Raw genomic sequence first — 13,488 nt, forward strand, 5'->3', positions numbered from 1 at the left:
TTTGTTCTGAATACACAGCTGTTACGGCGCGGCTTTTGAGACTGGTGCAAAAAAGTTCCAAAAAAAGTGCACAATTTTCCAGTGCCGCTGCGTAACCCGAGTCTCGTCTATTATAATCAGGGAGTTTCAGATGGGACTAAAAGCATTACTCATAGCGGGTGTAGCTATGGCGACGGGGCTATCTGCTAATGCCTCCAGCCACCGCGAAGCGCCTGGAACGACCGAGCAGCCCAAGGTTGACGGTACCGACTTCTATATGTTCCGCAGCTACGAAACGGGCCGCGAAAGCTACGTTACTTTTATTGCCAATTATCAGCCGCTTCAGCTGCCATATGGCGGGCCGAACTATTTCACCATGGACCCTGATGCCCTTTACGAGATTCACATCGACACTGATGCGGATGCTGTTGAGGACCTCACATTCCAGTTTGATTTTGATAACTCACTGAACAATGGCGGTATCGCACTCAATATTGGCGGCGAGACAGTTCCTGTACCGCTGCGCGCGATTGGTGACCCGTCCTCTTCCGGCAATCTCAATGAGAGCGAAAGCTACGAGCTCTATATGGTCACGGGTGACCGCCGTACCGGAGAGCGCGTGTCGCTCGGTACATTCGACAAGCCGTTTGACAATTCCGGTACGAAAACCATTCCGGATTATCCGGGCTATGCCGATCAGTTCATCTATCCACTGTCTATCCCGGGATGTTCCGCACAAGGGCAGGTCTTTGTCGGCCAGCGCGCAGAAGCGTTTGCGGTGAACCTTGGTGAAATTTTCGACCTTGTGAATCTGGTACCGATTGACGGTGATGTGCCACTCAACGAGAACGGCGACACCTTCCCGGGCGGTATCACCCAGGACCGTGCGAATGATGACCTTGTAGGCCGTGCCAATGTCACATCACTGGCGATCGAACTGCCGATCGACTGCCTCAATGATGATGGCGACGATATCATTGGTGCATGGACGACTGCCAGCCTGCCACAGGCGGAAATCGAAGATCCATCCCCGACCTACGAGCAGACATCCGTTTATGGCGGTGCCTATGTACAGCAGTCGCGCCTGTCAGCGCCTCTGGTGAACGAAGTCGTTATCGGTCTGCCGGATAAGGATTTGTTCAACGCAGCAGAGCCGACGCAGGACTCAGCGCTGGCAACCTATGTTACCAACCCGACGCTGCCAGCCCTTCTGGATATTCTCTTCCGTGACGCGGTGAACTCCTCGCTCGGTACAAATATTGAGAATCTTGCGCCGCAAAACTATCCGCGTAATGACCTTGTCGCGGCCTTCCTGACCGGCATTGATGGGCTCAACCAGCCTGCAGATGTGACCGCGTCAGAAATGATGCGTCTCAATCTTGGCATCGCGCCGACACCGCGTGATCAGCAGAGCACGTTTGGTGTGGCTGGTGACGATCTGGCAGGCTTCCCGAATGGACGCCGTCCAGGTGACGACACGGTCGATATTGCACTCCGTGTGGTCATGGGCGCGCTTTGCTATCCGGTACCAATTCAGGGCGTAGATACAGACCTCGGTCTTTGTGCACCTGAAGATGCACCAGTTGGCAATGTGCCGTTCACGGACGGTGCACCAATCAGCGCGAGCGAGCTACCGGACAGCTTCCCGTATCTGAACGACCCGATTCCGGGGGCCACAGGATAACAGGAGCACAATATGAGACATTCAAAATCACTTCTGGAGGTTTCTCGGACGGCCCTGTTGGTTGGCTTTTTAGGGCTTTCGCTGGCGGCATGTTCCGGTGGCGGTGGGGATAATAACAATGGTGGTCCCTTCCCGACGCCGACACCCACGCCGTCGCCACCACCACCGCCTCCTCCACCTCCACCGCCTCCGCCACCACCGCCTCCGGTGCCGGCGAGTCAGGCAGCGTCACAGCTTGGGGGCGGGTTCAACATGGCCTTCACCGAACCGCCATTCGGTACGCCTTATGACCCGCAGCAGAACGATGTTGCAGAGCTGACGGCGACGGTTGATCCGATCGATATCGAAAATCCATAGTCGGATTCGACCCAAACAAATGAAAAGCCCCGACCATCTGGCCGGGGCTTTTTTGAAATTGGATTTGAGCGTGCGGTGTTTACTCAAACGTCTCAACGACTTCACCACCGCGACCGGACCAGCTCTCATCCGTGATCGCCGCCCGTGAGGTAATGCCGAGGTTTACCAGTAACGATATTGCGACGCTAAGAGCATAGACGAACGCATAGATCACTATGCCAACGATCACTGTCGGCGGAAGGCCGTTGCTGGTGTCGATCACGCCTGTACTCGGGAATAAAAATCCGACAGTGAATTGCATCGCAAACTGAATAACATAGTTCGCGACAAGCACGACAAGGAACGCGCCGATCATTGACCAGATACGGCCATGAGTGACCTGCTCTGCGGAGAAAAACGTAACTTTGTTGTCTCGGATTGTGACGGCTGATGCTGCCGAAAATCTGACCACCAAATAGTAAAGGCCCGCGGCGAGAGCGAGGTTTAAACCGAATGCCAAATAGGTTGCTGCCATCGGTAGACCTGACGCAACAATCACTACCATAATACCGATGATCATCATTGATACAAAGTAGACGATCATGGTGAGAAGGAACATCCCAAACCAGCATAGATAAACTCCGAGTACCCGAAGTTCGTCCTTTCCAAAGCGGATCGAAAAGCCCTCCTGGCGCACGTAACGACGCAGCGCGGAGGCTTCCAGAAGCGACCAAAGTACCATTGAGAGTGGAATAATGATCACGAAAAAGCCGAACATAGTTCCGGCAACATCGGCTGCTTGTCGGTCGCTCAGAGGTACAGTCGTTCCAATAGGTATCGGACCGATTTGCGATGTGACTTCCAATATGAAGAATGTGAAAACGCCAGCGAGGATGGACATCGAGATGAATGCCGCGATCAGCCATTTCCAGACAAAGCTGCCGGGGCCTTTTGTATTCTGAAAATGCATCAGCGCCGAGCTGAAGCTGAATTTTTCCATGAGTTGTTCTCCCGTGGAGCTAGTGGAAACGGGTTTTGAGAGGATTATTCAAACGTCTCGGCAACGGTGTCGGTCTGGCCGACCCAGTCCGGATCGTTAAGGACTGCCTTAGAGGTGATGCCGAGCATGATAAGTTGGAGAATGGGGGCAGTCAGGACGAATATGCCCATAGTGACCACCGTAACGACGACCTCAGTCTGGAATACGTTGGTCGGATCATAAAGTGACCAGTCCTGAGGCGGCGAGTTGGTGAGTTGGAGCATTAAGGGGACGACAAAAAGTTCGACGATCAGATCCAATGCGTAAAAGGGCAAAAGGGCGACCAAAGCGGCCGCGAACAGGCGCCAGAACTTTCCGGATACAATTCTCTTTGATGAAATGAACAGAACTTTACTCTCACGGATGGTGAGCGCCGAAGCTGTCATGAAGGATACCGCAACGTAAATCGCAAGGCCAATAAACGGCAGCGCCAAAAGCGATGTGATGATAAGGTTTGCGGAGACGCTCCGGCTCATGCTCGAAATGATCGTGTTGCCGAAAATCATAAGAAAAAGGCCACCGGCAACAATCAAAAGAATGACGATGCCGCCCCAGCAGAGAAATACGCCGAGTAGTCTGAATTCGTCCTTACCGAAGCGAAGTGAAAAGCCCTTGCGACGGATATACCATCGAAGCGCAGAGGCTTCGAACATTACTGTAATCGCGACAAAGAACGGTATAGGCAGGACTGAAAGCCAGATATTCGAAAATCGGCGGGCAAAGCGAAAATCGCCCTGCGCGGCGGCTTCATAAGCCTGATAAGACGCGTAAAGCGAGATCATGCCGGTGATGGCGTTCGCCAGACCAAAAATCAGAAAATAAGCCAGCAGCCATTTCCACACAAAGCCGGACGGCCCTTGTGAGTTCCGGAAATGCATCAGCGCCGAGCTGAAGCTGAATTTTTCCATCAAACTGCCCTCATCATCCCATTCTGATTAAATCGACGTTTGAGTGGAGGCACAAGGCTATACTCGCGCTTGAGTAGTGTTTGTTTCGTTGAAACTGTTGGCCTTTCGGGCAGGCTGTCGACAAGTGCGGGCAGATCATCCATGGTCTTTGAAAGGATGATTTGAGCGGATTTTCAGGGGTTTCAGGCAATGCAATTTGTCTTGCATATCGGCACCAACAAGACAGGCACATCGAGCATTCAGCGTGCCTTTTTTGAAAACCGTGAAGTCCTGAAAAAGCGAGGCGTTATTTTTCCGCTCACCGGGCTTGAACCAAATACACCGGCTCACCACCATTTGTCGCGCGTCTTGCGAGGCCGACGCGCGGATGAGCTTGGTATTGAGCCAGCCTGGCGGGATCATTTCGTGCAGGAAATACGAGATTACGATACCTGCGTCCTCTCCAGTGAGAACTTTCACACCATTCCGAACCCGGAATGTGTCGCAAACCTTTTACCGAAAAAGCGGACCAAGGTTGTCGTCTATCTGCGTGAACACGCGACCTATATGATTTCCTGGTACCAGCAGGCGGTGCAGTCCCGGAATACCGCGATGGATTTGCCGGAATTTGTGGATGCCTTCTTCATCAGCTTTACCGAGCTGGTTGATCGCTGGGCGAAAGTGTTCGGACGCAAGAATGTCATCGTTCGCCAGTATGACCGCCGTACCCTGAAAAATGGCGACGTGGTGGCCGATCTTGCCAGCATTGTGCAGCCGGGGCTTGAGAGCGTTTTCGAGAATGACGACTTTGCTTTCAACCAGAGTGTTGCGGGCAATCTGTTGTTTGCGAAGCGTCTTCTGAATTGCTTCATCACCAAGCCGGAATCGCTTTCCATCGCGAATGAAATTTCGGCGATGGTGCATCTCGATCCGACCTTTAAGGGCAAGATTGAAGTCGATCAATCTGTCGTGAAGCGCGCTGCATTTCTGGCGAGGAATGATCGCATCACACTCAAGAAGAGATACGGCCTCGATCTCATCCCGCGGCATGAAGGCATAGAAGGGGCGCTCTATCCGGATACGTCCCGCTTGAAACAGGATATCGAGACGATCCGCGCGGAGTGCAAGCGACGTAATTTCAAAGCGGATGAGTATTTCGAGCGCATGTTCAGCGCACTCTGACCAATAAAAAAGCCCGCTCGAAAGCGGGCTTCTTAGCTTCTATGTGGCGCAATGCTTATGCGACGCGCTCAACTATCATTTTCTTGATCTCACCAATCGCTTTGGCAGGGTTCAGGCCTTTCGGGCAAACCTGCGCACAGTTCATGATGGTGTGGCAGCGGTAGAGTTTGAACGGATCTTCCAGATCGTCCAGACGCTCGCCAGCAGCTTCGTCGCGGCTATCGATCAGCCAGCGGTAAGCGTGAAGCAGGGCTGCAGGGCCGAGATACTTGTCGCCATTCCACCAGTAAGACGGGCAGGATGTAGAGCAGCATGCGCACATAATGCACTCATAAAGGCCATCCAGCTTGTCACGATCTTCAGGTGTCTGCTTCCATTCTTTCTCCGGCTCTGGTGTGTCGGTTTTCAGGAATGGCTGCACATAAGCGTGCTGCGCGTAGAAGTTTGTGAGGTCCGGAACGAGGTCCTTCACAACCGGCATGTGCGGCAGCGGCGCAATCGTTATTGAAGAGCCAGCAATATCCTTCCAGCCCTTTGTGCAGGCGATCGTGTTTCGGCCGCCAATCATCATCGCGCACGAACCACAAATGCCTTCACGGCAAGAGCGGCGGAATGTGAGCGTAGAGTCGATATGCGTCTTGATGTAGATCAGAACGTCGAGAACCATCGGTCCGCAATCGTCCATATCGACGAAGTAAGTATCCCAGCGCGGATTGCCATCAGCTTCAGGATCATAACGATAGATTTTGAACTTCTTGACGTTCGCACCCTCAGGCTTCGGCCATGTCTTGCCTGTTTGAACCTGCGAATTTTTTGGAAGCGTCAGCTGAACCATAATATCCCGTCCTTACAAATCTTCAGCGGTTTTATAACCGGCTTTGAAGTAAAAGATAGATCACTGATAAATTTCTGACAGGTTTTCGATGAAAAGCCAGAACGTCATGATTGTCTGACCCCTGTTTGCTCAGTCTGCGCCCGAATTTCAAGGGGTTTTCCGACGAATCAGCCCCTAAGCGGGCCCAGGGAACAGCTTCAGGCTTTCCTGCGAACTGAAGTTGCTCAGGCCGGGCAATGCCAGAGCGATTTCTTCTTCTGTCAGCCCGAACCAGCGGCCGAGAGGCTCTGCATACTGATCGACCGAGAGCGAAGGTAGGAGTCGCCCTGCGCCAGCGTCATTTGCATGACCCAGATCGTAAGGCGGAATGTCGCCGAATATGGTCTGGCCCTCAACAGCATCTCCGATAACAAAGTGGTGCCCGCCCCAGCCATGGTCGGTGCCATCGCCATTGGACGCGAGCGATCGTCCGAAGTCTGATGCCGTGAATACGGTGACGTCGTTCATCAGGCCGAAGGCGTCCATGGTCTGTACGAAACGCGAGATACCATCGCTCAATGTGCGCTGCAGGCCGGGCAGATCTGCGGCCTGACTGGAGTGCGTGTCGAAGTTACCGAAGGCGACAAAGAAGACCTGTCGGCGTTGCCCCAGCGCGTCGCGGGCCTGAATGGCGCGGGCGACGGCTTCCAGTTGTGGGCCGAGCGCATCATTGGCGAAGCTGATCGGAAGGTCCGGCGCGTTTTGGGTTGCGTTGTTATAGGCCTCATTGGCCAGAAAGGCCGTCTCTTGGATGGAGGCGATATCGCGCCCGATCAGATTATTGCCGTCATAGTCGTTAGCCTGAAGAAAGGCGCGCAACCGCTGAAAGCTCTCTTCGCCTTCCTCGGAATTTCGGCCCTGTTCGGCGCGGGCCAGCTGGTCAAAACTGCCAGCGCCATTCCGGCCAAGCTCATAGGGCTGTGCGCGATCACCGACCAGAAAGACAGACGATCCGGCAGTTGAGATTGTGGTGAAGGACTCGCCGGAATTCGCTGATGAGGAAATAGCTGCATCGGCAAACCGGCCGCCCCAGCCGCGCCGTGCACCTTCAGGCGCATTGGCCATCCATGTTGATTGCTGGTCATTGTGAGAGAAAAGCTGGCGGGGAATGCGGCCGGTGCGCTGTCTGAATTGATCCAGCGTTAAGGGTTCGATCAGCGGCCCGACATTGCCCACGATAGACGCCCGTCCGCTTTCGAACAGATCGTGCAATTCGCTGAGCTCTTCCGGTAGGGCAAACTGACGTCCCTCAAACTGGCTGGCATTGACCGGATTAAGCGGCAGCAGCCTGTCGCGAACCCGCGTCGACCCGCCACCAAGCTGGTTGTAGGAACTGAGCAGCGACGATCGTACACGCGAATAGCTTTCATAGTTTGCCTCGTCGAAGGGCAGAACCGTGTCGTGGCAGTCCATACCGCCAAGCAGGAAGATGCAGACAAGTGCGCGATAGCCAGAGATGTCAGCTGCGCTGGCCTGCTGGAAACCCGTCAGGGCCGTAGTCAAACTGGCGGCTGTAGCGCCTGACAAACCGGCGGCGCCGGCATAACGTAGAAGTGTGCGTCTGGAGATGTTCATGGTCACGCTCCCTAGCGCTGGAGAAGATAGTCGGTGGAGGAGAGGGTCAGGAAAACGGCGAGGCGGACCCGCAAGCGCTGGCCATCCCTGAACTCGCGCACTTCCGGATCTACCAGTGCCAGCTGGTCGATGATGGACTGACGCGTTCCCTCGCTCATCGTGCCGAAAGTCAGATAGGTATCGAGGTAGTCGACAAGGTCGTCCTCATTGTCGGCAAGTTCGATGAGCGCGTCATAGTCGGGCAGGAACACATTGCGTTCGGGTTCGGCGAACTGGGCAGGAACTTCGTTGATGAAGAAGCCCATAAAGTTCGCGACAGTCGGGATAGTGCCTGCATTGAAAATCTGCAGCTCGGGAACGGTTAGCCCTGCCTCACCCGACTCTGTGCCTGGCGCGACATAGCCCGGACGAAAGAAATTGAAGACGCTTGGAGCGCCATAGGCGGCAACACCGAGTGTGTTTTGATTGGTCGGTATCCAGAGATTGGTGAGGCCTTGCGGAGAGACCGGTTCGGCATCGAAAGCGCGTGCCCAGTGAGTAAAGCGCAGAATTGGCTCTCTCACTTTGCCGAACTCGTCATCGAATAAGGATTGCTCGCCGGTTGCGTCCTCATCCATGAGAACGGCTGCGACAGTGGCGGCGAGGTCACCCCGTTCGCCCGTGCCTACAAGGTCGCCATCGGGAAGCACATAGCTTCCCTGATTGAAGGCCGTGGCGACGCGCGCGATATAGTCCGGGTCCGGGTGACTTGTGACCAGCCGCTGGATGAGCTGTCGCCCGATGAACGGCCCGACATTGGGATGATTGAACAGGGTGTCGAGCGCCGTATCGATGGACTCTTCGCCGCCAGTCCCGGCAGGTATGGACACGCCCAGAAAGCTTTTCGCTCGATTGGAGTGAAACTCTGGGAACAGGCGCATCGGCACGCGCGAGGCAAGTTCAGGAATTGGTCTGTCGAAGAAGCTGTCTGTGTCCTTGCTCAGCCCTGTGAAGACGCGGGCGAGACCAGTTACATCATCATTGGTGTAGGTCTCGATCGGCTGGCCGTTCCCATCGAGACGCGGCGTGCCGTCATTATTGAGTTCTACAAGTCCAATGGTGAAAAGCTGCATTACTTCACGGGCATAGTTTTCGTCCGGCATGCGTCCGGTGTCAGGATCGCCTCTCTGGTTTTGAAGATAGGTCAGAAACTCGCCCATGGCCGGGCTGTAAGTCACCTCGTCCAGAAGGTCTCTGAAATTGCCGAGCGCGTTACGCGTAAGAATGTCCATATACGCGCCGACCACAATCGGGTCAGACCTCAGCCGCACATTCGCCCGCGTCGAGATCACGAAGATTTCAGAGAGCGCGAAAGTCACCCGCTGCCGCAGCTGGTCTTCTGCTGTGATGGAGTTGTTCCAGAAGGCGAATACTGGAGCGAATGTGCCGGAAAAGCTGATCGCGCCATTCGCGGTGCGCCCGTTCGGGTCATTGTCCAGATAATTGTCGATATAGGGCAGGTTCAGGGTAGCTGGCAGATTGAGCTGGGCCTGAAACCAATCCGATGCAGAGCCTCCGGTCAGCGTGTCTATGTCTTCGGCGCTCGGGCCGAAGCTTGCGTGCGTCAGAAACCGTGCTGTGCTTTCCGTGCTCTCAAACACTGTGTCCTGAACCGGAGGCGGCGCTGGTGGAGGAGGCGGTGGCGGAGGTGGCGGGGATGGAACCGGTGTTGGCGTAGGCGTCGGTGTGCCGCCGAAATTGTCTCCGCCGCCACCACCGCTGCACGCCGCAAGCAGCATCAGGGATGCAGCACTCGTAATCAGAACCTTTTTGAATCTTCCCATTCCAACAGCCCCTCATTCACCGATCAGTCCGAAGTGTTTGAGGCAGGGTAGGGCTGTATTCGCCGGGCGATGAAGTAACAATTCGCTCGATGACGCAATAGTGTGGATCGGTAACGCGATGTAACGAAGTATTGTTACTGGATGCGTGCCGAATCTACTTCGGCGACTGCGCTTGAATACAAACTTTTAAGGTTGCAGGCGCCGATTACACAATTCTCAGAAGCGAAAGCCTGCTTTCCGGTGGGGCGTTTTGAATTTTGGACTTCTCGCCAATACAAAAGGCCGGAGCAGAGCCCCGGCCTTTTGTTTGAAATGTCTGAATGGTCAGCGCTAATATACGCGAGCATTCCTGTTCATGACGTGGCGAAAGGCGGCGTCAAAGCTGAACGCTTTCAATTGCGTCCCGTTTTGAATCGTGACCGTGGATAGGGCTTCCAACAGGGGGGCTGATCAGGTGAAGGCTCCGGCGAGACTTTCGGCTCGACCGTCCCATTCTGGATCGGTCAGTACGAGCCTTGATGTGATGCCCAGCGTAACTAGCTGTCCGACCGCGGTGAGCACAGTAAAAGTCAAGAGCATGAAAAGCGCCAATCCGCCTGCCGCGATGCCCGATGCGTCAGTGGGTGATGTCGCTCCCAGTGCGCCCAAAAACACCTGCATCAACACAACCTGCGTAATTATCATTGCGAGGAGTAGGCCCATATAAACCAGAATGTAAGCGAAATAGACTTTCCAGAACCGGCCTATGGTCACACGTGCTGCCGGGAAAAAGGTGAACTTTCCATCCCGGACGGTCATGGCAGATGCCGAACTGATTTTGGCGACAATGCCTAGAAGGACGAGCGGTATTGCAAACATCAGCAGGGATGCAAGGAGAGTGGTCACATTCGAGGCTGTACCTCCTGCTTCAGCTCCGATCCTAACGAATAACATGGAGATTAGGCCAGACACTATAGACACGGCAAAATAGCTCAGAATAAGGGTGATGAACCAAGCCACATAAACGCCGACCAAGCGGAGTTCCTGCGCGCCAAAACGAAGGCTAAACCCGTTACCATAGATATAGCGACGCAAGGCTGCGGCCTCAAAAATCGACATGACCAGTGCAGCCAACAGCATGTAGCCAAAAGTGATAAGAAGCATCACTGGATTACTCGATCGAGCGGAACCTGTCGTCAAAAATTCATTGGTGAAAGAAGGCACCACAAACGCAGATATCGTACCAAATACGACTAAGAGAATGAAGGACGTCAGTATGTAGGCGCCGATGAATTTCCAAGTGAAACCCGGCGTTCCCTGCGCGCGGCTGAAATGCATCAATCCAGATAAAAACGTGTACTTTTCCATGATCCCTCCGCAACGAACCGAGCGTTATCCATAGGTGCAATTTTTTCGTTAGTCATACGATAAATTGTGGAAAGGGTATGAGACATAAAGAAAAGGCCGGAGCAGAGCCCCGGCCTTTTGTTTGAAATCTGTACTGCGCTTAGTAAACGCGAGCCTTCGGCTTGATGTACTCGATATCGCCTGTCATCGGATAGCTGTGAACCGGGCGGTAGTCGATAGTGACGTTACCCTTTGCATCACACCATGCGAGTGTGTGCTTCATCCAGTTCTCGTCATCACGATCCGGGCAGTCTTCGCGAGCGTGTGCGCCGCGTGATTCTGTACGGTTGTAAGCACTGTTCACAGTCACAGCCGCCTGAGCGATCAGGTTGTCGAACTCAAGGGTTTCCATGAGGTCGGTGTTCCAGATCAGGCCGCGGTCGGCAACGCCGATATCAGGCAGGCGGGAGAAGACGTTTTTGATCTTCTCGACACCTTCGCCGAGGATTTCGCCGGTACGGAATACCGCGCAGTTTGTCTGCATGGCTTTCTGCATCTCGATGCGAAGCTCTGCAGTCGGCGTGTTGCCGGATGCGTTGCGGTAATGGTCGAGGCGGTCGAGTGAGTTCTGGCCGGTAGAGGCATCAAACTCAGGCTGCTTCGCGCCAGCTGTTGTTGTTTCACCGAGGTGGAGGCCGGTCGCACGACCGAAGACCACAAGGTCGATGAGTGAGTTGGAACCGAGACGGTTCGCGCCGTGTACGGATACACAAGCCGCTTCACCGACTGCGTAGAGACCTTCAACAACCGCGTCCGGATCACCGTCACGCAGGGTAAGAACCTGACCGTGATAGTTCGTCTGGATGCCGCCCATATTGTAGTGAACGGTTGGCAGAACCGGAATTGGCTCTTTCGTGACGTCTACGCCAGCAAAGATCGCCGCGCTCTCGGAAATGCCTGGCAGACGCGCTGCAAGTACGTCCGGATCAAGATGATCGAGGTGGAGATAGATGTGGTCTTTCTCAGGGCCGACGCCGCGACCTTCACGGATTTCCATCGCCATACAGCGGGAAACAACGTCGCGGGACGCAAGGTCTTTCGCGTTCGGCGCATAACGCTCCATGAAGCGCTCGCCTTCGGAGTTACGAAGGATGCCACCTTCACCGCGCGCGCCCTCAGTGATGAGGCAGCCTGCGCCGTAAATGCCGGTTGGGTGGAACTGAACGAATTCCATGTCCTGCAGCGGAAGGCCTGCACGCAGAACCATCGCGTTGCCGTCACCTGTGCAGGTGTGAGCAGACGTCGCTGAGAAGTAAGCACGGCCATAACCGCCAGTCGCGAGAACGACTTTCTGAGCCCGGAAACGGTGGAATGTACCGTCATCCATTTTCAGTGCGGTGATACCGCGGCAGACGCCGTCATAATCCATGATCAGGTCGAGCGCAAAATACTCGATGAAGAACTCTGTGTCCTGCTTGACGCACTGACCGTAGAGCGTGTGGAGGATGGCGTGACCTGTACGGTCAGCCGCAGCACATGTACGCTGAACCGGCGGGCCTTCACCGTAGTTCTGCATGTGGCCACCGAACGGACGCTGGTAGATCTTGCCTTCTTCGGTACGGGAGAATGGCACACCATAGTGCTCAAGCTCGTAAACCGCTGCAGGCGCCTCACGGACGAGATATTCAATCGCGTCCTGGTCGCCGAGCCAGTCAGAGCCCTTCACGGTGTCAAACATGTGCCAGCGCCAGTCGTCCGGACCCATATTTTTCAGGGAGGCAGCGATCCCGCCCTGTGCCGCAACAGTGTGCGAACGGGTTGGGAAGACTTTTGTCACACACGCTGTTTTGAGACCAGCTTCGGCGCTACCGAGTGCGGCGCGCAGGCCGGAGCCGCCAGCGCCCACTACGACAACGTCATAAGTGTGATCAATCCAGTTATATTCGGTCATCAGTTTAGCCCTTTGGTGTTCGCCCTGTTACGCGCCAAGTCCGATACGGACGATGGAGTAAGCAGCTGCGGCGAACAGAATAATCGATACGAAAGTGTTCAGCATGAGCAGCACAACGCGTGTGGTGTGCTTGCCGATATAGTCTTCAATGACGACCTGCATGCCGAGGCGCATGTGGTAGAATGCTGTACCCGTTGTGAGCAGAAGCAGGATCGCGAACAGCGGGTTGGAGACAGACTCGATAGCGCCTTCATAGCCGCCCTGCACCGCGCACAGGATAGACACCAGTGCGATCGGAACGAGGAAGATCAGCGCGATTGCTGTAACACGTTGAGTGATGAAGTGTCCTGCGCCTTCCTTAGCAGAGCCAAGGCCGCGAACATTCGCCATAGGGGTGCGGATAGATTTCTGAGACATGTGATCAGCCTCCCATGCCGAAGAGAATGAAAGCCCAGATCGCGACAGAGCTAACCGCTGCGAAAAGGATAACCAGCCACGCTGTCAGGTTCGCTGTGCCCGGCTTATAGCCTGTGCCTGCGTCCCAGAAGAGGTGACGGATGCCGTTTGCGAGGTGGTACATAACTGCCGCGGTGAATGCGAACAGGAGGATCAGACCGATTGGTGATCCGAGGAAGCCTGCATAGCTGTTGTACGCTGCTTCACCCATTGTGATTGCGACAAGCCAGCCAACGATCAGAAATGATCCGATGTATAGCGCGACGCCCGATGCCCGATGAAAAATCGAAGTGGCCATTGTAATATGCCACTTCCAGTTCATGATGTGCGGCGACAACGGTCGTGTGTCGTTCCAGTCGTTTGCCAAATCGGCCCC

The 13,488-nt window shown here is 54.8% G+C and carries 13 protein-coding genes; 4 read left to right on the forward strand and 9 right to left on the reverse strand.

What is annotated here, in order from left to right; genetic code table 11:
• Nucleotides 1-130: 130 nt before the first annotated feature.
• Both P1U45_RS08295 and P1U45_RS08300 read left to right on the forward strand, forming a co-directional pair.
• Nucleotides 131-1,663, forward strand: coding sequence for a DUF4331 domain-containing protein (locus P1U45_RS08295; protein WP_301058653.1), 1,533 nt, complete (start codon nt 131-133; stop codon nt 1,661-1,663).
• A 12-nt stretch (nt 1,664-1,675) separates the two neighbouring features.
• Nucleotides 1,676-2,020, forward strand: a complete 345-nt coding sequence (locus P1U45_RS08300; protein WP_022694466.1) for a hypothetical protein — start codon at nt 1,676-1,678, stop codon at nt 2,018-2,020.
• A gap of 79 nt (nt 2,021-2,099) precedes the next feature.
• Here P1U45_RS08300 and P1U45_RS08305 read toward each other — a convergent pair whose 3' ends face one another.
• Both P1U45_RS08305 and P1U45_RS08310 read right to left on the reverse strand, forming a co-directional pair.
• Nucleotides 2,100-2,999, reverse strand: a complete 900-nt coding sequence (locus P1U45_RS08305) for a hypothetical protein (RefSeq protein WP_301058654.1) — start codon at nt 2,997-2,999, stop codon at nt 2,100-2,102.
• Between the two features lie 44 nt (nt 3,000-3,043).
• Entirely contained in the window at nt 3,044-3,946 is a 903-nt protein-coding gene (locus P1U45_RS08310) for a hypothetical protein (RefSeq protein ID WP_301058655.1), read from the reverse strand.
• A 189-nt stretch (nt 3,947-4,135) separates the two neighbouring features.
• On the opposite strand from P1U45_RS08310, the gene P1U45_RS08315 reads away from it, so the two are divergent.
• Nucleotides 4,136-5,107 carry a hypothetical protein gene (locus P1U45_RS08315; RefSeq protein ID WP_301058656.1) on the forward strand — a complete coding sequence of 324 codons (972 nt, stop codon included), beginning with the start codon at nt 4,136-4,138 and terminating at the stop codon, nt 5,105-5,107.
• A gap of 55 nt (nt 5,108-5,162) precedes the next feature.
• On the opposite strand, the gene P1U45_RS08320 is transcribed toward P1U45_RS08315, so the two are convergent.
• The 3 genes from P1U45_RS08320 to P1U45_RS08330 form a co-directional block, all read right to left on the reverse strand.
• Nucleotides 5,163-5,942 carry a succinate dehydrogenase iron-sulfur subunit gene (locus P1U45_RS08320; RefSeq protein WP_301058657.1) on the reverse strand — a complete coding sequence of 260 codons (780 nt, stop codon included), beginning with the start codon at nt 5,940-5,942 and terminating at the stop codon, nt 5,163-5,165.
• A 174-nt stretch (nt 5,943-6,116) separates the two neighbouring features.
• Nucleotides 6,117-7,556, reverse strand: a complete 1,440-nt coding sequence (locus P1U45_RS08325; RefSeq protein ID WP_301058658.1) for a DUF1501 domain-containing protein — start codon at nt 7,554-7,556, stop codon at nt 6,117-6,119.
• Between the two features lie 11 nt (nt 7,557-7,567).
• On the reverse strand, nt 7,568-9,379 hold the full coding sequence (locus tag P1U45_RS08330) for a DUF1800 domain-containing protein (protein WP_301058659.1): 1,812 nt from the start codon (nt 9,377-9,379) through the stop codon (nt 7,568-7,570).
• Between the two features lie 141 nt (nt 9,380-9,520).
• On the opposite strand from P1U45_RS08330, the gene P1U45_RS08335 reads away from it, so the two are divergent.
• Nucleotides 9,521-9,808 carry a hypothetical protein gene (locus tag P1U45_RS08335; protein WP_301058660.1) on the forward strand — a complete coding sequence of 96 codons (288 nt, stop codon included), beginning with the start codon at nt 9,521-9,523 and terminating at the stop codon, nt 9,806-9,808.
• 21 nt (nt 9,809-9,829) lie between these two features.
• Here the strand turns inward: P1U45_RS08335 and P1U45_RS08340 are convergent, their stop codons facing one another.
• The 4 genes from P1U45_RS08340 to sdhC form a co-directional block, all read right to left on the reverse strand.
• Nucleotides 9,830-10,726, reverse strand: coding sequence for a hypothetical protein (locus tag P1U45_RS08340; RefSeq protein ID WP_301058661.1), 897 nt, complete (start codon nt 10,724-10,726; stop codon nt 9,830-9,832).
• A gap of 139 nt (nt 10,727-10,865) precedes the next feature.
• Nucleotides 10,866-12,656 (reverse strand): succinate dehydrogenase flavoprotein subunit, encoded by a 1,791-nt coding sequence (gene sdhA, locus P1U45_RS08345; RefSeq protein WP_301058662.1) that lies wholly within the window; start codon nt 12,654-12,656, stop codon nt 10,866-10,868.
• 27 nt (nt 12,657-12,683) lie between these two features.
• Nucleotides 12,684-13,073, reverse strand: a complete 390-nt coding sequence (sdhD, locus tag P1U45_RS08350; RefSeq protein ID WP_022694474.1) for a succinate dehydrogenase, hydrophobic membrane anchor protein — start codon at nt 13,071-13,073, stop codon at nt 12,684-12,686.
• Between the two features lie 4 nt (nt 13,074-13,077).
• Nucleotides 13,078-13,479 carry a succinate dehydrogenase, cytochrome b556 subunit gene (gene sdhC / locus P1U45_RS08355; protein ID WP_301058663.1) on the reverse strand — a complete coding sequence of 134 codons (402 nt, stop codon included), beginning with the start codon at nt 13,477-13,479 and terminating at the stop codon, nt 13,078-13,080.
• Between the last annotated feature and the right edge of the window lie 9 nt (nt 13,480-13,488).

Source organism: Ponticaulis sp. (genome assembly GCF_029210165.1).
GTDB lineage: Bacteria > Pseudomonadota > Alphaproteobacteria > Caulobacterales > Hyphomonadaceae > Ponticaulis.